This window comes from Streptomyces sp. AF1A (assembly GCF_047340315.1).
GTDB lineage: Bacteria > Actinomycetota > Actinomycetes > Streptomycetales > Streptomycetaceae > Streptomyces.
Genome location: NZ_JBLEBI010000004.1, coordinates 97,465 through 117,099, shown reverse-complemented (window position 1 = coordinate 117,099; position 19,635 = coordinate 97,465). Strand labels below are relative to the sequence as shown.

Genomic DNA, 19,635 nt, shown 5'->3' with positions numbered 1-19,635 from the left:
CGGCGCGAGGGCCGGGGCCAGCAGCTCCGGCTGACCGGGCGCGCTCGGGTAGTTCAGCTCCAGGTTCACGGAGGCGGCGCCGGCCGCCTCGGTCAGGGCGTGCCCCGGCTGCCGGTCCGGCTCGGTGGCCCGCACGAACGTCCCGCGCCCGACCTCGCCCACCACCAGCCCGCGGCGCACGAGTTCGGCGTACACGCGGCCCGCCGTCGACGGCGCGATGCCGTGCCGTCTGGCGAACGCCCGCTGCGGCGGCAGCCGTTGACCGGGCCGGAGCCGTCCGCCGGTGATGTCGGCGGCGATTCGGTCGGCGATGCCCCGGTAGTCGTCCACAAGTCCCCCTGTCGCATGCCGCGGTGGATTGCACCGAGAGCAAAGATCTTATTGCACCGACGAGTTGAGGACCCTAGGGTCGCTGCCATGCCCCCGTTCCTCGCATACACGGACAGAGACCCCGGAACCGGCCGGATCCCTCTGCTCCTCGTCCACGGCCACCCCTTCGACCGCACGATGTGGGACCCGCAGCTCGCGGAGTTCTCCGCCGCCCGCCGGGTGATCGCCCCCGACCTGCGCGGGTACGGCGCCTCCCCCGTGACCCCCGGCACGGTCCCGCTCTCCCGCCACGCCCGGGACCTCGCGGACCTCCTGGACCTGCTGGACGTGGACGCCTTCGTCCTCGCGGGCCTGTCGATGGGCGGCCAGATCGCCATGGAGTGCTACGACCGCCTCGGCGACCGGATCCGCGGCCTGGTCCTCGCCGACACCTTCCCCGACCCCGAGACCCCCGAGGGCCGGCAGGGCCGCAACGCGATGGCCGACCGGCTGCTCGCCGAGGGCATGCGGGGCTACGCCGACGAGGTGCTCGAACGCATGGTCGCCCCGTACGCGCACCCCGGGGTCAAGGCCCACGTGCACCGCATGATGACGGCCACGGCCCCCGAGGGCGCCGCCGCGTCCCTGCGCGGCCGGGCCGAACGCCCCGACTACCGCGCCCTGCTGACCCGGGTCACCGTGCCGGCGCTGGTCGTGGTCGGCGCCGACGACACCTACACGCCCGTCTCCGACGCCGAGGCGATGCACGCGGCCCTGCCCGACTCCGCGCTCCACGTCGTCGAGGGCGCCGCCCACCTGCCGAACCTGGAGCGGCCCGCGGAGTTCAACCGCGTCCTCGGGGATTTCCTGGCGCGCCTCGACGGCCCCCTCGTAGGCTCGGCCCCGTGAACCGACCCCGCCGGTCGCAGCCGCCGTCCCCGACGCGTCACCCGGGGGCCGGGCCGGGCCGCACGCACCGGGGTGGCCACCGACCGGACCGCGGGCAGGCCGTATGACGCGAAGCCGTGGGGGCAGGACCGGCGCCTGGTGCGCCGGGCTGCTGCTGGCCGGGGTGAGCGCGGTCGTCGGCTGTCGCGTCGCCGGCACCGACGGCGTCACCCCCGTACCCCAGCTGCTCGCCTTCCTGCCCTGGCTGCTGGCCCCCACCGGCTTCGCCCTGCTGTGCGCGCTGCTCGCCCGCTGGTGGACGGGCCTGGTGTGGGGGATCGCCGTGCTGGGCCTGCTCGCCTGGTACCTGGATCCGTACGGCAGGACCGGCGAACCCGACGGACCGCCCGTCGCGACCCTCCGCGTGCTCACCTCGAACGTCGAGTCCGGCCGGGGCACCCCCGCACTGGTGCCGCTGATCCGCGACCGGCGCCCGGACGTGGTCTTCGTGGAGGAGTGCGAGGACACCTGCCAGGACACCCTGGACGGCGACTTCGCCACCGTCTACCCCTACCGGCAGGCCGTCCGCGCGGCCGGCTCCCACGGCTCCCTCATCCTCAGCCGCTACCCCCTGAAGCCGACGGCCGGTGTCCCCGGCACCCTGGGCATGCCCGGCGCCGTCGCCGACGTCCGCGGCCACGCCGTACGTCTCCAGCTCGCCCATCCCATGCCCCCGCTGCCCCGCCAGGTCGGCCTGTGGCGCCGCGAACTGGGCCGGCTGCGCGAGTTCGCCGCCGCCGGCCGGGGCACCCCCACCATCCTCGCGGGCGACTTCAACGCCACCCAGGACCACGCGGCCTTCCGCCGCATCCTGGACACCGGTCTGACCGACGCCGCCCGCCTCGCCGGGCACGACCGCACGCCCAGCTGGCCCGCGCGCACCGCCTCCGTCATCGGGGCCCAGATCGACCACGTCCTGGTCTCCCGCGACTTCGGCGCCACCGCCGCCCGCTTCCTGCGGGTGACCGGCAGCGACCACCGCGCGCTGGTGGCCGACCTCACGCTGTACCAGCGGTGAGGACTCGCGTCCCCGCACTGAGCGAACCCGGGGCCGCTAACCTTACGTGTCCGTCCTGGCCAGCAATTGACGGTTACACCTCGCGAAGGGTTGCGAACATGGGCATTCTCACTCTCCTGCGGAACGCATTCGGCCGCTCACGCAAGTCCCGGGCCGCCGAGGCAGAGGGTGCGGACCAACTCACTTCGCAGCCCTCGACCCCCACGCTCCCCGAGCCCCGCCACGCGGAGGCCGGGGACCACGACCACGCGGACGCCGGGGAGCACGACCTGGTGACCGCCGCCTTCGACAGCGTCAAGGTGCCGCACCCCGCACAGTCCCCGGAGACGGCCGAGGAGAGGCCCGAGACCGCCGCGGGAGCGATGCCCGAGCCGGCGACCGGGGCCGAGGAGGACCGCGAGCCGGCGACGGCCGGGGTCAGCGCCGAGCCGGAGGCGGAGAAGGAGGCCGATGCGGAGGCCCAGGCCGGCATCCAGGCGGAGGCCGAGGCCGAGACCGGGGCTGAGGCCAAGGAGGAGCCTGAGCCGGAGGCCGAGGCGGAGAAGGCTGAGCCGGAGGCCAAGGCGGAGAAGGCTGAGCCGGAGGCCGGGGCCGGCGTCGAGGCCGCGACCGAGGCCACGGAGGAGGCCGAGCCGGAGGCGCAGCAGGAGCCCGAGGCGGAGGCGGAGGCCGGCGTCCAAGCGGAGGCGGAGGCCGAGAAGGAAGCCGGGCCGCAGGCCGAGGCCGACATCCAGCCAGCCGGGGCCGAGACTGCGCCGAAGGCCGAGGACGAGGCTGAGGCCGAGCCGGAGACCGAAGCGGTCCCCGCGCCGACCCCGGAACCGCACGCCGCGCAGACGGAGACCGCCGCCCCGGAACCGGCCGAGGAACCGGTGACCGCGTCGGCGGACGAGGCCGCCGTACCGGCCGAGGACCCGAACGAGCCGCAAGCCGCCGAAGGCGAGGACACCCCGCAGGGGACCCCCGCAGCCGACGACGAGAGCCACACGGCTGACGCGGCCGGGAGCACGGACACCGAAGGCGAAGCCGAGGCGGAGGCCACCCCCGCCGACGCGACGGCAGAGGAGTCGAAGCCCGCCACCCCCCTCACCAAGGTGAAGTCCCGCACCCCCTCCCTCGCCACCGCCTACAAGGCCGCCACCACCGCCCTCGAGAAGTCCGGCCTCACCGGCGCCCGAGCCAAGGTCTACCTCGTGCTGGACCGCTCCGCGAGCATGCGCCCGTACTACAAGGACGGCTCCGCGCAGGCCCTCGCCGACCAGACCCTCGCCCTGGCCGCCCACCTGGACCCGGAGGCCACGGTCCACGTCGTCTTCTTCTCCACCGAGGTCGACGGCACCACCGACCTCACCCTCGCCCCGGACCACGAGACGAAGATCGACGACGTGCACGCCGGCCTCGGCCGCATGGGCCGTACCAGCTACCACGCCGCCGTGGAGGCCGTACTCGCCCACTACGGCAAGCACACGGACGGGACCGCGAACCCCCGCACCCCCGCCCTCGTCGTCTTCCAGACCGACGGCGCCCCGGACGCGAAGACCCCGGCGACCCAGGCGCTCACCGCGGCCGCGGACACGCACCCCGGCGTCTTCTTCTCCTTCGTGGCGTTCGGTGAGCACGACAACAAGGCCTTCGACTACCTGCGCAAGCTGAAGACCGCCAACGCGTCCTTCTTCCACGCGGGCCCCACCCCGCGCGAGCTGACGGACACCGAGCTGTACGAGGGCGTGCTCGCCGCCTGGCGCCCGTGAGCACGTGAGCTCGTACGCTCGTAAGCACGTTCCCCGGGGGGTGGACCACCGCGTCCGCCCCCCGAAACGCGTGTGAGTCGATCTCGGCGGGCCCAGTAGGATTTCGCCTTATGGCGGCCACTGGATCCGAGAAGCAGGCGGGGAAGGCGTACTACGTCTCCACGCCCATCTACTACGTCAACGACGCTCCTCACCTGGGCCACGCCTACACGACCGTCGCAGGCGACGTGCTCACGCGCTGGCACCGTCAGCGCGGCGAGAAGGTGTGGTACCTCACCGGCACGGACGAGCACGGTCAGAAGATCATGCGCACGGCCGAGGCGAACGGGGTGACGCCCCAGCAGTGGGCGGACAAGCTCGTCACCGAGGCCTGGAAGCCGCTCTGGGAGCACCTGGAGATCGCGAACGACGACTTCATCCGCACCACGCAGAAGCGGCACACCGACCGCGTCCAGGAGTTCGTGCAGGACCTGTACGACAAGGGCGAGGTCTACAAGGGCGGCTACGAGGGCCCGTACTGCGTCGGCTGCGAGGAGTACAAGCTCCCCGGCGAGCTGCTCGACGGCGAGGGCGAGTTCGCGGGCCAGAAGCTGTGCCCGATCCACAAGAAGCCCGTGGAGATCCTCAGCGAGGAGAACTACTTCTTCCGGCTGAGCGAGTACGGCGACAAGCTCCTCGCGCACTATGAGGCGAACCCCGGCTTCATCCAGCCCGAGTCCGCGCGCAACGAGGTCGTGAACTTCGTGCGCCAGGGCCTGCAGGACCTCTCGATCTCCCGCTCGACGTTCGACTGGGGCATTCCGATCCCCTGGGACGACAAGCACGTGATCTACGTGTGGGTCGACGCGCTGCTGAACTACGCCACGGCGGTCGGCTACAACGAGAACCCGGAGAAGTTCGAGTCCACCTTCCCGGCCGACGTGCACCTGGTCGGCAAGGACATCCTGCGCTTCCACGCGGTGATCTGGCCGGCGATGCTGATGGCGCAGGGCCTGCCGCTGCCGCGCAAGGTCGCCGCGAACGGCTGGCTGATGGTCGGCGGCGAGAAGATGTCCAAGTCGAACCTGACCGGCATCAAGCCGCAGGACCTCACCTCGCACTTCGGCGTCGACGCCTACCGCTGGTACTTCCTGCGCGCCATCGCCTTCGGCCAGGACGGCTCCTTCTCGTGGGAGGACTTCGCCGCCCGCTACACGAGCGAGCTGGCGAACGACTACGGCAACCTCGCCTCGCGCGTGGCCGCCATGGTCGGCAAGTACTTCGGGGGCACGCTGCCCGCGGCCACGGCCGACGGCCCGGCCGAGGCGGCGATCCACGACGGTCTCGCCAAGGCGGTCGCCGAGGCGGACCGCCGCATCGGTGAGGAGCTGGACTTCCAGGGCGGAATCCTGGCGGTGTTCGACTTCATCAAGCAGGTCAACGGCTACATCACGGAGCAGGAGCCGTGGAAGGTGGCCAAGGACGACTCCGAGCAGGGCAGGGCCCGGCTCGCCACCATCCTCTACACCGCGGCCGAGTCCCTGCGCGCGGTGGCCGTCCTGCTCAACCCGGTCATGCCGGAGACCTCCCAGAAGCTCTGGGACTCCCTGGGCGCGGACGCCTCCCTGGGCGCCCTGGCCGAACAGCGGGTCCAGGACGCGGGCAAGTGGGGCAAGCTCCCCGCCGGCTCGACGGTCACCAAGGGCGCGGTCCTCTTCCCCCGCCTGGAGGAGAAGCCGACCGCGTAACACCCTGTAACAGGCCGGTGCCCGGGAGAAGACAACCCTTCTCCCGGGCCCCGTGCTTTGCGCCGATCACCGACGTGTGACGGCCACTCGACTGCCGCACTTGTTCGGGGGATCACCCATGGGACTGTTCCTCGATGCGCACAGCATCGATCCGGCACAAGCACAGCGGTTGTCCCCGTCGAAACGGCCGACCGCTTCGATTTTGAAGGCGGTGGTCGTCGGACCGGAATACGGACATCACCGCCCCCGTCCTGCCTTCAAGCTCTTACGATCGTTTGGTCACGACACATTGGGAACAGCCCGGGGGGGGCGAGCGCGATGCGCACACAGGCAGCGGATCCAGGCACGATGCAGTCCTCTGTACCGGCTCCGGGTCAACGAGTGACCGTGCGCAACCGCCCCTGGGTCGTCACCGATGTCCTCCGCTCGACCGCCGCGAGCGACGATCCGGCACGTGCAGCGGACGCCGCTCCCAGCCACCTGATCACCCTGTCGTCGCTGGAGAGCGACGGCCGGGACGAGGAACTGCGGGTGGTCTGGGAGCTGGAGCAGGCCACGGACGTCCACGACCAGTACGAGCTGCCCTCGCCGAAGAGCGGATTCGACGACCCCGGCCGCCTGGACGCCTTCCTGGACGCGGTGCGCTGGGGTGCCATCGCCTCCGCCGACAAGACGGCCCTCCAGGCACCGTTCCGCTCGGGCGTCGAGATCCAGGACTACCAGCTGGACCCGGTCGTCCGCGCCCTGTCCATGCCCCGTACGAACCTGCTGATCGCGGACGACGTCGGTCTGGGCAAGACGGTCGAGGCCGGTCTGGTGATGCAGGAGCTGATGCTGCGCCACCGCGCCCGCTCCATGCTGATCGTCTGCCCTGCCGGCCTGACGCTTCAGTGGCGGGACGAGATGCGCGACAAGTTCGGTCTGGACTTCCGCATCGTCAACACGCGGATGCTGCGGGAGCTGCGCCGTTCGGCCGGTCTTTACGCCAACCCGTGGACCCACCACCCGCGCCTGATCGTCTCCATCGACTGGCTCAAGCGCGAACGCCCGCTGCGGATGCTGCGGGAACTGCTGCCGCCGGTGCCGGAGTACCCGCGGGCGTTCGACCTGCTGGTGGTGGACGAGGTGCACACCTGCGCGCCTTCCGGCACAGGGAAGTACGCGGTGGACTCGCAGCGCACCCGGGCCGTGAAGCTGCTCGCGCCGCACTGCGAGCACCGACTCTTCCTCTCCGCGACCCCGCACAACGGCTACCTGGAGTCTTTCACCGCGCTTCTGGAACTGCTCGACGACAACCGGTTCGTCCGTGGCGTCAAGCCGTCCGAGGAGCAGCTGCGCCGGGTGATGGTGCGCCGCATGAAGTCCGACCTGCCGCCCTTGTGGAACGGCAAGCCGCGCTTCCCCCGGCGCGTGCCGCACGCCCTGGAGGTCGACTACAGCGACTCGGCGCGCGAGGCGTACGCCAAGCTGGCGGAGTACGCGCGCTCGCGTCGCGACGGGCAGGGGGACGGGAAGGCCGGTCGGACGGCCGCCGACTTCGTGACCACCCTGCTGAAGAAGCGCTTCCTGTCGTCACCGAAGGCGTTCGCTGAGACGATCAGCACTCACCTGAACACGATGACGTCCCGCCCCACCGGGCCCGCGCACGAACCGGTCCCGAGCGTACGGGTGCTGCGCCCCCTGATCGACGGGGTCGAGGAGGCCGAGGAGGAGGACGAGCAGGAGCAGGCCGAGGCGGCGGCGCGCGCCCTGACCGCCGCCCGCCAGGCCATGCGCCCGCTCTCCGAGCGTGAGCACACGCTGCTCAAGGAACTCGACGCGTGGGCCGTGGACGCCGGAAAGCGGCCGGACGCCAAGTTCGCCCGCTTCCGGGAGTGGCTGGACGGCATCGTCTGCCCCGACGGCCCGCTCGGCGACTGGCAGCCGGAGCGGGTGATCGTCTTCACCGAGTACCGCGACACCCAGCGCTGGCTGTACGGGCAGCTCATCGCGGCCGGCTATCCGGCGGAGCGGATCGCGCAGCTCTACGGCGGTCAGGACCAGGAGGAGCGGGAGCAGGTCAAGCAGGTCTTCCAGGAGAGCCCCGACCTGTCCCCGGTCCGCATCCTGCTCGGCACCGACGCGGCCAGCGAGGGCATCAACCTCCAGGCGCACTGCCACCGGGTGCTGCACTGGGAGATCCCGTGGAACCCCAACCGGCTGGAGCAGCGCAACGGCCGGGTGGACCGGCACGGGCAGAAGGCCGACCAGGTGGACGTCTACCACTTCGTGCCGCGCGGCTGGCAGGGCTTCGATCCGGCCCACGACCACCAGACGGACTCCGGCTACGAGGACGGCGCCCTGGAGGACGAGCTGCACTTCCTCGCCGTCGCCGCCCGCAAGACCGAGCGCATCCGGGAGGACCTCGGCAGCGCGGGCGAGGTGATCGCCGCCCAGGTCGAGCAGAAGATGCTGGGCCGGCGTTCGAGCTGGACCACCGCCGACGCCGAGATCACCAAGCGGTCCGGCAAGGCCGTCCTGAAGGTCGAGCGCGACCTGGCTCGCGACCTGGAACGCCTGGTGGACGCCCTGACGGACAGCCGTCAGCAGTTGCACCTGCACCCGGAGACCGTGGAACGGGTCGTCCGCACGGGCCTGCTGCTCGCCCACCGCAAGGACCTCGTCGAGGTTCCCGACCCGCAGCCCGACCGGGGCGCCCGCTGCTTCCGGCTGCCCGAGCTGCCCGGCGCCTGGGCGCGGGCCCGCAACGACGGCCTGCGTCACCCGCTCACCGGCGCGGAGCGCCCTGTCGTCTTCGACGAGGCGGAGGCCCGCGACCGCACCGACGTGGTCCACATGCACCTGGGCCACCGCCTGGTGCAGATGTGCCTGCGCCTGCTGCGGGCCGAGCTGTGGGCGAGCGGCGCGGGGGCGCGCCTGTCCCGGGTGACGGCCCGGGTGGTGCCGGACGGTGCGCTGCGCCGGCCGGCGGTGGTCGCGCACGGCCGTGTGGTCATCACCGGCAGCGGCGGAACGCGGCTGCACGAGGAGGTCATCACGGCGGGAGGGCTGATCGAGGGCGGCAAGTTCGTCGCGGCGAAGATGGAGGACGTCGACGCGTGGCTGGCCGAGGCCACGGAGGAGCTGCCGGCCGAGAGCGTCCTCACCGAGCTGACCGACCTCTGGCCCCGGCTGGAGGACCGTCTCGCGCGCGCCCTGAACACCCGGGCGAACCGTCGCTTCCGCTCCCTTGAGACCATGCTCGCCGAACGCTGCGAGCAGGAGGTGGAAGGCATGCGCGCGGTCCTGGAGGACCTGGGCCGCTCGATCCGGGCGCGGCTCGACGACACCGGGCACTGGCAGCAGGAGTCGCTCTTCGACGTCGACGACGAGCGCCGCCAGCTGCGTGCCGACCGCGAGGCGCTGCTGGAGCGGCTGCGGAGGCTGCCGGAGGTGACGGAGTCGGAGACGGCCGCGCTGCGCCGCCGCTGGTCCGATCCCTCGCCCCGCTGGTTCCCGGTCGCCGTGACCTTCCTCGTCCCCCGTTCCCTCTCCGCCACCGCCCGCCAGGAGAACCGCTGATGCCGACCGCCGCCCGCGCTGCCAGGAAGGTTCCGCCGAAGGGCTCGGTCCCCACCCCGGCACAGCAGCACGAGGACTGGCTGCGGCTGCTGCGCCCCGACGGCCCGTTCGTCTCGCTGCCGGTGCTGGTCGGCGCGTTCCCGCAGGGCCTGGACACGATCGCGCCGGAGACGTGGGAGCGGCTGCGGCAGGCCTGGGCGGAGGTCCAGGAGGACCCGGCGCTGCTGCGCTCCGCCTGGGAGACGTTCGTGCTGACGGAGCTGCTGGGCTGGCGGGCGCCCGGCCTGCGCGAGGGCGCGGCGATCCCCGAGTCGCTCCGCGCCGGCGCGAACACGCCCGACGCGGTCCTGGTCGGCCCCGGCCGGTCCGGCGGGCTGGCCCCGCGCGCCCTGTTCTTCCGCACGGACGACTGGGAAGGCCCGCTCAACCGCCCGCGCGGCGAACAGCCGGGCCTCGCCGACCGGGCGGCCGAGCTGTGCCGCGCCCGCGAGGTGCCGCTCGCCCTGCTGACGAACGGCCGCGAGTGGGCCCTGGTGCACGCCCGCCCGAAGGAAGCGACGACGATCGCCGTCTTCGACGCGGACCTGTGGACCGAGGAACCGATCCTCGCCCGCGCCTTCACCAGTCTGCTCACCGCGAGCCGTGTGATCCGCCCGCCGCAGGACACGGAGGGCAAGGCGACCGACTCCACGGCGGGCCTGTTCGCCCGCACCGCCGAAGCCCAGTCCGAGGTCACCGACACCCTGGGCCGTCAGGTGCGCGAGGCGGTGTCCCTGCTGGTGGCGGAGCTGTCCCGGCTGGACCGCGAGTCGGGCGGCGAACTGCTGCGGGGCGTACCGGCCAAGCAGGTCTACGAGGGCGCGCTCACCGTGATGATGCGCCTCGTCTTCCTCCTCTACGCCGAGGAACAGCGCCTGCTGCCCTCCGGGGACGAGCTGTACGACGCCTCGTACGCCGTCGGCCCCCTCCACGACGAGCTGGCGAAGGCGCAGAGCCTGCACGGCGACGAGCTGGGCGACCGGGTGGAGGCGACCTGGCCGCGCCTGCTCGCGGTGTTCGCCGCGATCCACGGCGGCAGCACACACGACCAGCTGTGGATCCCGCCCTACGGCGGCTCGCTCTTCGACCCGTCCCGCTTCCCCTGGCTGGTCCCGGCCAAGGTCACGGACCGGGTGGTGTTTGAGATCCTCGACGCCCTCCTCACCCTGCGCGCCCGCAAGGGCTTCAAGGGCAAGGAGCGCCTGTCCTACAAGGGCCTGGACGTCGAGCAGATCGGCCACGTCTACGAGGGTCTGCTGGAGTACGGCTGCCACTGGGCGGAGGAGCCGTACGTCGGGGTCTCCTTCGGCCGGGACAAGAAGTACGAGGCGGTGCTGCCGCTGGCCCGCTTGGAGGAGTGGTCGGCGGCCGGGACGCTCACCGAGCAGGTGGCGGCGGCGGCCGGTACGAAGCCGGCCACGGTGGCGGCGGCGCAGACCAAGTCGGGCACGGTGACGGTCGAACTGGAGACGGCGTGCGGCAGCGACCCGGCCCTCGTCGAGCGGGCGGTCGCCTTCTCCGGCCTGTACGGCACGGACCTGCGCGGCGAGCCCAAGGTGTGGCCGGCGGGCTCGGTCATCATGGTCCGGTCGGGGAACCGGCGGGACACCGGCACCCACTACACGCCGAAGGCGCTGGCGGAGGAGGTCGTGGAGCACACGCTGGCCCCGCTGTGCTTCTCACCGGGTCCGGCGGAGGGCGCGGACCCCGGTGTCTGGCGGCCGAAGAAGGCCGAGGAGCTGCTGAAGCTGCGGGTGCTGGACCCGGCGATGGGTTCGGGCGCGTTCCTGGTGTCGGCGTGCCGGTACCTGGCGGACCGGGTGGTGGACGCCTGGCTGCGCGAGCCGGAGCTTCCGCCGGAGATCGCCCGGGACGTGGACCGGGAGGACCACGAGCAACTGCACCAGATCGCCCGGCGGTTGGTGGCCGACCAGTGCCTGTACGGCGTCGACCGCGACCCCATGGCGGTAGAGCTGGCCAAGCTGTCGCTGTGGCTGGTGACGCTGGCGAAGGGACGGCCGTTCTCGTTCCTGGACCACGCGCTGCGGTGCGGGGACTCGCTGATCGGCGTGATCGACGTACGTCAGGTCAAGCAGTTCCATCTGGACTGGCAGGACCGGCAATTGAGCCCCGAGGTCGCACGGGCACTGGAGAACACCGAGTCGCTGCTGTCGCGGGCGGCCGAACTGCGACGGCAGATCGAGTCGACGGCGGTCACGGACATTCGCGTTGTGCGGGACAAGGCCGAGCTGCTGGCGCAGGCGGAGGCCCTGAGCGGCAAGCTGCGGCTGGCGGCCGATGCCGTGGTAGGCGCCGCGCTCGCTGCCGAGGGCATTTCCGACGAGGAGGCCTCCGAGATCTCCGGTGAGGAGAACGTCGGCGGAGCGCGGGGAGCTGCGCGGTTCCGGGACGCCAAGGAGGACGCGAAGAGCCGGGCGTATCGGTACCGGCTGGAGGCAGTGGCGGGGCTGGTCGCTACGGCGCTGGGGGACGAGGACGAGGTTGCGGCGGAGGCTGTGGCTGAGCAGGCGCGGGAGATCGTGGAGGGGTGGCTGAAGGGGCCTCGGGCGGAGGCGGTTCGGCCGTTGCATTGGCCGTTGGAGTTTCCTGAGGTCATGGGGGTGGGGGGTGCCGCTGGGTTTGATGCGGTGGTGGGGAATCCGCCGTTTGTGGGCGGGCAGAAGCTGACGGGCGCTTTGGGCCAGGACTATCGGGAGTACCTGGTCAATCGGATTGGGGGCGGGAAGCGGGGAAGCGCGGATCTGTGCTCGTACTTCCTGTTGCGGAATCTCTCGTTGGCGCCGAGTAGCCGTACGGGGATCATCGCCACCAACACGATCGCCCAGGGGGATACGCGTGAGGTCGGGCTCGATCAGGCGACGGCGAAGGAATGGGCCGTTTATCGCGCGGTGAAGTCGCAGCCTTGGTCGGGGACGGCTGCGGTGATCGTGTCGCTGTTGTGGCTGGCGAGGAAACTCGGAAAGAGCGAAACGCCGGTTCTGGACGGCAATGAAGTGCGCGGGATCACGCCGGGGCTGGATCCCGCTTCTCGCGTATCGGGGACGCCGTACCGTTTGGTGGCCAATGAGGCACAGTCGTTTCAGGGGTCGAACGTACTGGGCAAGGGTTTCGTGCTGCTCCCTGAGCAGGCTCGAAAACTCATTGCCAAGGACCCAAGAAACACGGAGGTACTGTTTCCGTACCTCATCGGTAAGGACCTGAACCAGGAGCCTGGGGCCAAAGCAAGCCGGTGGGTTATCAACTTCCACGACTGGTCGCAAGAGAGGGCTGCCGAGTATACAGATGTCTTCGAGATCGTGGAGCGAGAGGTCAAACCTGTTCGGCTGCAAGTAACACACAGCAAGCATGCGCGAGAAAACTGGTGGCAGTACGAGCGAAGCCGCCCAGAGCTCTACTCAGCGATCGCAGACATGAAGCAGGTCATAGTGATCGCTCTGGTCAGTAGCACCGTAATGCCTCTTCGGGTGCCAGCGAACCAGGTACTGGCACACAAGCTCTGCGCCTTTACCACTGACAGCGCAGCCCAGCTGGCCATCCTGTCCAGTTCCTTCCATACGAGTTGGGCTTGGAAGTACTCGGCGACTATGAAAGCTGACCTGAACTACTCGCCCAGCGACGTCTACGAAACCTTCCCCCGCCCTAACGACACCTCACAGCTTATTGCTGCTGGGGAGGCACTGGAGGGGTCTCAACGAACAGTAATGTCTGCACGGAACATTGGTCTCACCCCTACATACAAGCTCGTCCACGCTGAGACCGAAACCGCTCCCGACATCGATGAAATCCGGCAAGCACATGTCGCGGTGGACCATGCAGTCGCCGACGCATACGGCTGGACCGATCTCGATCTCAAGCACGGGTTCCACACCACACCCCAGGGCGTTCGCTTCACCATCGCCCCGGACGTCCAGACCGAGATCCTGGATCGGCTCCTTGAGCTGAACCACGCCCGCTACAAGGAAGAAGTGGAGAAAGGCCTGCACACGCCCGAAGCTAAGCGGCGGCGCGCTGCCGCTCGCAAGGCCAAGGCGAAGGCTCAGGCCGCCGCGCGTAAGTCCAGCACCGCTTCGGAGGACTTCGACGACGGCGCGCTGTTCGCGCAGCCTGACGCGCTCTTCTGAGCCGTACGGCAATGCCCCGCGCCCGGTGACACCAGGTGCGGGGCGAGTCAGTCGATGGCTCAGATCTCGGACGCGTACGCCACGAAGTCCGCCCACGCCTCCGGCGCCAACGCGAGGCTGGGACCGACCTCCCGGTGCTTGGAGTCACGGACGTGAATGGTGCCGGGAGCGTGGGCGACCTCTACGCAGGAGTTGCCGTCGTTGCCGCCGCTGTAACTGCTCTTGAACCACGCCAACTCGGAGGTGTCCCCAGCAGTGGCCTTGCGGATCATGTTTCTCCCAGCATTTGCTCGATGAGGTTCAGCGACTCCCGGGGCGAGAGCGCCTGAGCCCGGATGGTGCCATACCGCAGTTCGAGGATGCGCAGGTGCTTGGGGTCGTGGACTGGCCGACCGTTGAACGCACCGTCCGAGCGGCCCACCGCCGTACCATCCGCGAACTTCAGCAGCTCAATACGCCCGTCCAGTCCGGAGTGGGTGTCACAGTTCATCGGCATCACTTGGAGTACGACGTTGTGCAACCGCCCCACCTCCAGCAACCGTTCGAGCTGCTGACGCCACACCATTCTGCCCCCAATGGGGCGCCGCAGCACGCCCTCTTCCAGGACGAAACTGAGCGCAGGTGCCGGGTCGCGTTCGAATACTGACTGCCGGGCCACACGAGCCGTGACCATGCGTTCCACGTCATCCGGCGAGTACGGCGGCTTCGCCGCCCCGATGACGGATCGTGCATGCTCCTGCGTCTGCAACAACCCAGCGATGATGTTGCACTCGTACAGCCCGATCTCAACCGCCTTGGCCTCCATCTGCGCCAGATCCCGCACCTTCTTCGGATACCGGACCTTGGCCACATCCTCCTTCATCGCGGCGAGCAGCCCACCCGCCCCCAGCACCTCGTCCGCCCTGTCCAGATACTCGGGCCGGGGAATCCTCTTCCCGCTCTCGATCTTGTAGACGAGGTCCTCGCCGTACCCCACCGCCTTGCCGAAGTCGCCGGCCCGCATCCCCACCGCCTCCCGCCGCAGCTTCAGCTGCCGCCCCACGGTGGCGACGACCGCCACGCCCCACTCGTCGTCCGGGTCCACCTCCCACCCCGGCTCGTCAGCCTCGGTCCTGAGCCGCCGAACCTCGCCGTCCACTGACATGCGCGCCCCTCCGTCGTACCGCCTTGCACCAGCCACGCCCTACCCGTACGCGACGGCCCGACAAGCCCGGACACCACCGGACAACGACCGGACAGTCACCGTACGCAACCACGGCGTCACTCCCCACGGTAGGCACATCCGGCCACGCTGAGTGACGTGAATCGGAAACTCCCCCAACCCGGCAGCCCCATCCGAAACTTCAGCGTCCTGCTGTCCCCCACCCCCCGAGGCGCACGCCTCGCCCGACTGCTCGCCACGGAACAACTGCGCACCTGGGAACTCCCCTTGGACCCGGCGCGGCTCATCGTGGCCGAACTGGCGAACAACGCCGCCACCCACGGACGCGTCCCTGGCCGCAACTTCCAGCTCCTGCTCTACGTGGTCGGCGAGACCCTCCGCATCGAGGTCACGGACACACGCGGTGACCGGCTACCCCACCCGCAGCGCGCCCACCCCATCGAAGAATCCGGCCGCGGCCTGACCCTCGTCGCCGCTCTCGCCGACCGCTGGGGAGTCACCCACGGCCTGCCGCCCCGCAAGACGGTCTGGGCCGAACTCACCCTCCCCACCCCGCAGTCACCGGAACGTGAAAGCCCACGCTCCGGTCCGACCTGCGCTCCCTATGCACTACCCACGGGGGAGAAAGAATCCTTCCAAGCCCCACCCCTCCCTCCCGCCGGGCAAACTCACCCCCGCGAGTGAATATGCCCAAGTGGGCTGGATTTGGGACCGGTTGCCTGCCCTACGCTCAGCGCCAGCAGTACGCACACCACCCCAGACATGCGACGGCCCTCGCCGGGACTGGCATCCCAGTGCGAGGGCCTGACCACCGAGGAAGATAGGCGCTTCCCGATGGACACCGAAAACCCTAGCGCGCCTGCGCGCGCCCAGTCCCGTATCCGGGGCAAGAACCACCCCGACGGGCAGCCAATCGCCGGCGTCACCCACGACCACGTCCGCCACACCGAGAACTTCACGGTGATCGGCAACGACCTGGTCCAGCACCGGGAGCTGTCCCTGCTCGCCATCGGACTGGCCTGCTACATCCAGTCCGTCCGACCGGGCACCGCCGTCGACATCAAGACCCTGGCCGCCCGCTTCCCCGAGGGCCCCACCCGCATCGCCGCCGCCCTGCGGGAGCTCGAAACCCACGGCTACCTGCGCCGCACCCGCGAGCGCACCCCCACCGGCCGGATCGTCACCCGCACGGTCTCCTGCAACAGGCCAGGCCACCGCGCCGCCCGGGAGACGGCCACCCGCAGGCCCACGCGGCGCACGTCCCCAGACGAACCCGCGCCCCGCAAGCGGCGCCTCCCCGCCGTCCCCCAGCCGTCGTACCCCGCCCCCGCCCTCCTCCAGACAGCCGTCGACGTCCTCGCCGGCCTCCGCCGCCACGACCCCCGCCTGCTCCTCTCCGCCACCGACGCCGAACACCTCGCCCCGGGCGTCGCCGCCTGGCTGGAGCGCGACCTCACCCCCACCGCCGTACGCCACGCCCTGACCGAGAACCTGCCGAACGAGCCCCTGATCCGCCCCGCCGCCCTCCTCGCCCACCGCCTGGCCGCCCAGCTCCCGCCCCCGCCACCGTTCCGGCCCCCGGCCCCACCGGCGCCAAAGCCCAGGCACCCGTTCCAGACCTGCGACGGCTGCGACCGCCCCTTCCGCGCCCCCGTCCCCGGCCGCTGCCGCGACTGCCGATCCGATCGATATGCCGGAGGCCGCCTAGCATGAAAGCGACGATCCTTGCCCCTGGGCACAGACGACGAGGAGCGAGCGCCATGACCATCGCACCGGACAACGCGCAGCGGGGCGCTTCCCTCCTGTACCGGGCCATGCGCGACTTCGTGGAGTCCACGGACGGCACCCTCCCCGGCAAGTTCGAGATCACCAAAGAAGGAATCGTCGTCGACATGATGTCGCCTGTGCGACCGCACGAGCTCACCGCGCTGCGCCTTCGGAAGCGCCTGGAGAAGGTCATGCCCGAGGAGATCGTGGCGCACGCGGGCGAACCTGACGTCGAGATGGCGCCTGAAGGCATCATGCGCCGTCCCGACATCATGGTGATCGCCGAGGCTGACATGGAGGGGCAGGGGTCCTTCGATCCTCGTACGCTCCTCGCCGCCGTCGAGATCGTCTCCCGTTCCAACCCGGACAACGACTGGGTCACCAAGCTGCGTGACTACCCCCTGATCGGCGTCCCCGTCTACGCGATCTTCGACCCCCGAACGGGCGAGGGCGCCGTCTTCACCGACATCCACCCCACTCCTGACGGCCCCCGCTACGCCACCCGCAAGGACTTCGTCTACGGCGAGGACGTCACCATCGCCGACTGGACCATCTCCACCGAGGGCCTGCCTCGATACGAAGAAGAAGCGACGAGCAGTGGTGAGCCCCGCCCACGACGTACAGCACCTCCTGATGAAGGCCCGGCCCGATACCCTGGCTGAGGTACTCCTGGAGGACACCATGAGCACACTGCCCGACCACGGACGCGAGCTGATCCCCCGCCCCGAGCACACGCCCGAGGCCCTGCGTGCAGCCCTTACCGTCGTTGCACCGGGCCGCCTGGACGAGATGCAGGCCATGAAGGACGAGGCTTTTGCCAAGGCAGTCGAGTGGCAATCACTCAGCCCGGTACAGAGCTGGGTCCTGATCTGGGCCAAGGAGATCGAAATCGCCCGCCGCCCGGACCTCTCCACCCGCTACGCGCGGGCCCAGAGCAATCTGGAACACGAAGATCCGGACATCGCGCGGGAAGCCCTCCGCGAGCTGAGCGCGGTCCTCGACGAGGCCCTGAAAGCAGTGCGCGAGTGAGCTGGAAGTGGGAGTACGCCTTCGGCGCCGAAGAAGCCGCCCGTACTGTCCCCGCAGACTTCCTCACCGCCGTGGAACGCAAGGCCGACGAACTGGTCAGAGCGGCCGAAGCCCTCCACATGCATGGGCGTGCCCATGAAGGGATCGACCCGAAGGGCGGCGACATCATCGTCCCCGGCGGCTGGTTCGGTTACCAGGTCGTCGTACGCAGCGAGCGTGTCTACGTCGTGCAGATCACCTACCTCGGGTTCTGAGTCCGGCCGCCTCGGCGACTGCTGCCCAGGCCCCTACTCCGGCCGGACCACGAACTCCCGAACCCCTCGCATCCGCACGCCCGTGCCCCGCGGCTCCACGTCACCGCTGACCGTGACCTCCCACCCGTTCCGCCCTGCCTCGGTGGCCCTGTCGACGTCTTCCGCCCGCAACACCACCCGGACACTCCGATGCCGTGGCGAGTCCTCGTGGAGGAAGGAACCGTAGACCGTCGCCTCACGAGGGTTCACATCCCAGTGCAGCTTGGTCACCACCCCGTGCAGAACCGCGCCCTCCTCACGTCCCAGCCGCTCGCGCAGGTCCTGCGCCACGGCCTCCAGCGCCACTACGTGACGTCGGGTGATCGAAACCGGCGGTGAGGGCTGCTCCACCGGCCGTTCCGACGACCACGCGAAGGAGAGCGAGAAGTCGCGGCGCTCCTCGCCCGCGATCTTCACCAGGGCCTCGCAGAGGTTCGCCGACAGGCCGGCACCCGCCATGTGCTCCACGCGTGGCACGGAGTCCCCGGCCAGGGTCAGCTCGGCGGCCTTGTGCGCGCAGGTGACGCCCGCGTACAGCATCCGGGAGACCGTGCGGGCGAACGGCTCGGACCGCTGCGCGGCCAGCGCCCTCTGCCGGGTCAGCTCGGTCTCGTCGAAGAGCGACCCCTGGCCCCTGCGGTTGTGCCCACCATAGGGGCCCTCCGGCAAAGGGACATGAGCGGCGACGACGTAACTGCCGACGCGGGTCTGGTCCAGCCGTACCGCTGCCACGTGGTCCTTCACCGACTGCGGCTTCTGCGCGGGCTGCACGGCCCGGGGGCCGAGTGCCGAGGACGCCGCCGCCGTGTGCAGATCTTTCAAGCCGGTCAGCGCCGACACCAGGTCGAGGAGGGGCGCCGTACCCGACGGGCCGGGCGGGACCAGCCGGAGGAACTGCCAGTCCACCGGCGGCAGTCGCATCTCCCGCAGGATGTCGCCGGCGGGCCTGGCCTCCACCACCGCCAGCGTCTCCAGGATGTCGGCGACCCGGCCGGCGTAGTCGCGCCGCCGCCGCACCGGCACCAGCAGCTCGTACGGCGGGCCCGGCTCGTCGCGCGGCCTCCACTCCCACAGCTCGGCGCCCGACAGGTCCCGCTCCGCGCTCCAGCCCTTGCCGCTCAGATAGCGCCGCACGACCTCGGGCGCGAGGGCCGCGGCCTGCTCGAACTCCGCGTCGGTGATCACCGTCATGACACCCCCACCAGCTCCCGGTAGTCCTCGGCGAACAGGTCGTGCAAGGAGTCGGCGGTGAGCAGATTGGCACGCGGGACGTACACCGTGCGCGTACCCGAACCGGACTTGTTGTCGTCGAGGGCGATGGGCTTCTGGTCGTGCAGGCACAGCCAGTACGCGGCGTGGCTCAGGCGTAACCGCTCTTCGGTGGCGTGCGACCAGGCATGGGGGTCCGCCGGAGCCAGCACGAGGAACAGGAACCGGGGCATCTCGTAGTCGTTGCCGGCCAGCTGGTTGTAGTTCTTCACCTTGAGCGGGTAGCGGATGTGATCGTCGTGGATGTCCGGGGACGACGTGCACTTGACCTGTGCCTCGATGGCCGGATATCTACGCGTCCCCCGGCGTCCCGCGTACCCCAACTGCCAGTCGACTCCCACCCGGTCGCGCTCCTTGCGGGTCACGTCGAGGTTGGCCGCCGTGGCCAGCATGCGGATGAACTCCTCGCCGAAGGCGCCGCGATGACCGTTGTCACCGAAACCCTGCGATCCCTGCACCCAGGCGGGCGGGGACGCGGGACCGCTCGGCCCAGTGGATTTCGGGGCGAACAGGCGCTTCAGCAGGTCGTTCGGCTGCTGGTGCGGGATGCCACCGGTCGTGCTGTCCGTCATCTGCCGCCGTTCACCCCCAAACACCGCACGCCGGCGCGCGCGTGGTTC

Annotated in this window: 16 protein-coding genes; 11 read left to right on the top strand and 5 right to left on the bottom strand. The window is 70.5% G+C overall.

The window, feature by feature from the left end; translation table 11 throughout:
• Positions 1-330, bottom strand: a 330-nt coding sequence (locus ACLU3S_RS02790; protein WP_413950075.1) for a GntR family transcriptional regulator, incomplete at its 3' end; no start/stop codon positions are given.
• 87 nt (positions 331-417) lie between these two features.
• Between ACLU3S_RS02790 and ACLU3S_RS02785 the strand changes: the two genes are divergently transcribed.
• The 6 genes from ACLU3S_RS02785 to ACLU3S_RS02760 all read left to right on the top strand — a co-directional run bounded on the left by ACLU3S_RS02785 (position 418) and on the right by ACLU3S_RS02760 (position 13,495).
• Positions 418-1,218, top strand: coding sequence for an alpha/beta fold hydrolase (locus tag ACLU3S_RS02785; protein ID WP_413950074.1), 801 nt, complete (start codon positions 418-420; stop codon positions 1,216-1,218).
• Positions 1,219-1,321: 103 nt separating this feature from the next.
• Entirely contained in the window at positions 1,322-2,275 is a 954-nt protein-coding gene (locus ACLU3S_RS02780; protein ID WP_413950073.1) for an endonuclease/exonuclease/phosphatase family protein, read from the top strand.
• Between the two features lie 98 nt (positions 2,276-2,373).
• Positions 2,374-4,026 carry a VWA domain-containing protein gene (locus ACLU3S_RS02775; protein WP_413950072.1) on the top strand — a complete coding sequence of 551 codons (1,653 nt, stop codon included), beginning with the start codon at positions 2,374-2,376 and terminating at the stop codon, positions 4,024-4,026.
• Between the two features lie 110 nt (positions 4,027-4,136).
• Positions 4,137-5,753 (top strand): methionine--tRNA ligase, encoded by a 1,617-nt coding sequence (gene metG, locus ACLU3S_RS02770; protein WP_413950071.1) that lies wholly within the window; start codon positions 4,137-4,139, stop codon positions 5,751-5,753.
• A 318-nt stretch (positions 5,754-6,071) separates the two neighbouring features.
• Complete coding sequence (gene drmD / locus ACLU3S_RS02765; RefSeq protein ID WP_413950070.1) at positions 6,072-9,314, top strand: DISARM system SNF2-like helicase DrmD; 3,243 nt, start codon at positions 6,072-6,074, stop codon at positions 9,312-9,314.
• Entirely contained in the window at positions 9,314-13,495 is a 4,182-nt protein-coding gene (locus tag ACLU3S_RS02760) for an Eco57I restriction-modification methylase domain-containing protein (protein WP_413950069.1), read from the top strand. The genes drmD and ACLU3S_RS02760 overlap by 1 nt, the downstream gene beginning before the upstream one ends.
• Before the next feature lie 59 nt (positions 13,496-13,554).
• Here the strand turns inward: ACLU3S_RS02760 and ACLU3S_RS02755 are convergent, their stop codons facing one another.
• Entirely contained in the window at positions 13,555-13,767 is a 213-nt protein-coding gene (locus tag ACLU3S_RS02755) for a DUF397 domain-containing protein (RefSeq protein ID WP_413950068.1), read from the bottom strand.
• On the bottom strand, positions 13,764-14,639 hold the full coding sequence (locus tag ACLU3S_RS02750) for a helix-turn-helix domain-containing protein (RefSeq protein WP_413950067.1): 876 nt from the start codon (positions 14,637-14,639) through the stop codon (positions 13,764-13,766). The genes ACLU3S_RS02755 and ACLU3S_RS02750 overlap by 4 nt, the downstream gene beginning before the upstream one ends.
• 156 nt (positions 14,640-14,795) lie before the next feature.
• Between ACLU3S_RS02750 and ACLU3S_RS02745 the strand changes: the two genes are divergently transcribed.
• From ACLU3S_RS02745 to ACLU3S_RS02725, 5 genes are all read left to right on the top strand, one after another.
• Positions 14,796-15,341 carry an ATP-binding protein gene (locus ACLU3S_RS02745; RefSeq protein WP_413950066.1) on the top strand — a complete coding sequence of 182 codons (546 nt, stop codon included), beginning with the start codon at positions 14,796-14,798 and terminating at the stop codon, positions 15,339-15,341.
• A gap of 150 nt (positions 15,342-15,491) precedes the next feature.
• Positions 15,492-16,370, top strand: a complete 879-nt coding sequence (locus tag ACLU3S_RS02740) for a helix-turn-helix domain-containing protein (RefSeq protein WP_413950065.1) — start codon at positions 15,492-15,494, stop codon at positions 16,368-16,370.
• Positions 16,371-16,417: 47 nt separating this feature from the next.
• The gene (locus ACLU3S_RS02735; RefSeq protein WP_413950064.1) at positions 16,418-17,086 is read left to right on the top strand and encodes a Uma2 family endonuclease; all 669 of its coding nucleotides are present in this window, start codon (positions 16,418-16,420) and stop codon (positions 17,084-17,086) included.
• Positions 17,087-17,105: 19 nt separating this feature from the next.
• Positions 17,106-17,453 (top strand): hypothetical protein, encoded by a 348-nt coding sequence (locus ACLU3S_RS02730; protein WP_413950063.1) that lies wholly within the window; start codon positions 17,106-17,108, stop codon positions 17,451-17,453.
• Positions 17,450-17,707 (top strand): hypothetical protein, encoded by a 258-nt coding sequence (locus tag ACLU3S_RS02725; RefSeq protein WP_413950062.1) that lies wholly within the window; start codon positions 17,450-17,452, stop codon positions 17,705-17,707. Before ACLU3S_RS02730 ends, ACLU3S_RS02725 begins: the two co-directional genes overlap by 4 nt.
• Before the next feature lie 33 nt (positions 17,708-17,740).
• On the opposite strand, the gene ACLU3S_RS02720 is transcribed toward ACLU3S_RS02725, so the two are convergent.
• Complete coding sequence (locus tag ACLU3S_RS02720; RefSeq protein ID WP_413950061.1) at positions 17,741-18,937, bottom strand: hypothetical protein; 1,197 nt, start codon at positions 18,935-18,937, stop codon at positions 17,741-17,743.
• A complete protein-coding gene (locus ACLU3S_RS02715) occupies positions 18,934-19,587 on the bottom strand; it encodes a DUF4365 domain-containing protein (RefSeq protein ID WP_413950060.1) in 654 nt (217 codons plus the stop codon). The genes ACLU3S_RS02720 and ACLU3S_RS02715 overlap by 4 nt, the downstream gene beginning before the upstream one ends.
• Positions 19,588-19,635: the final 48 nt, after the last annotated feature.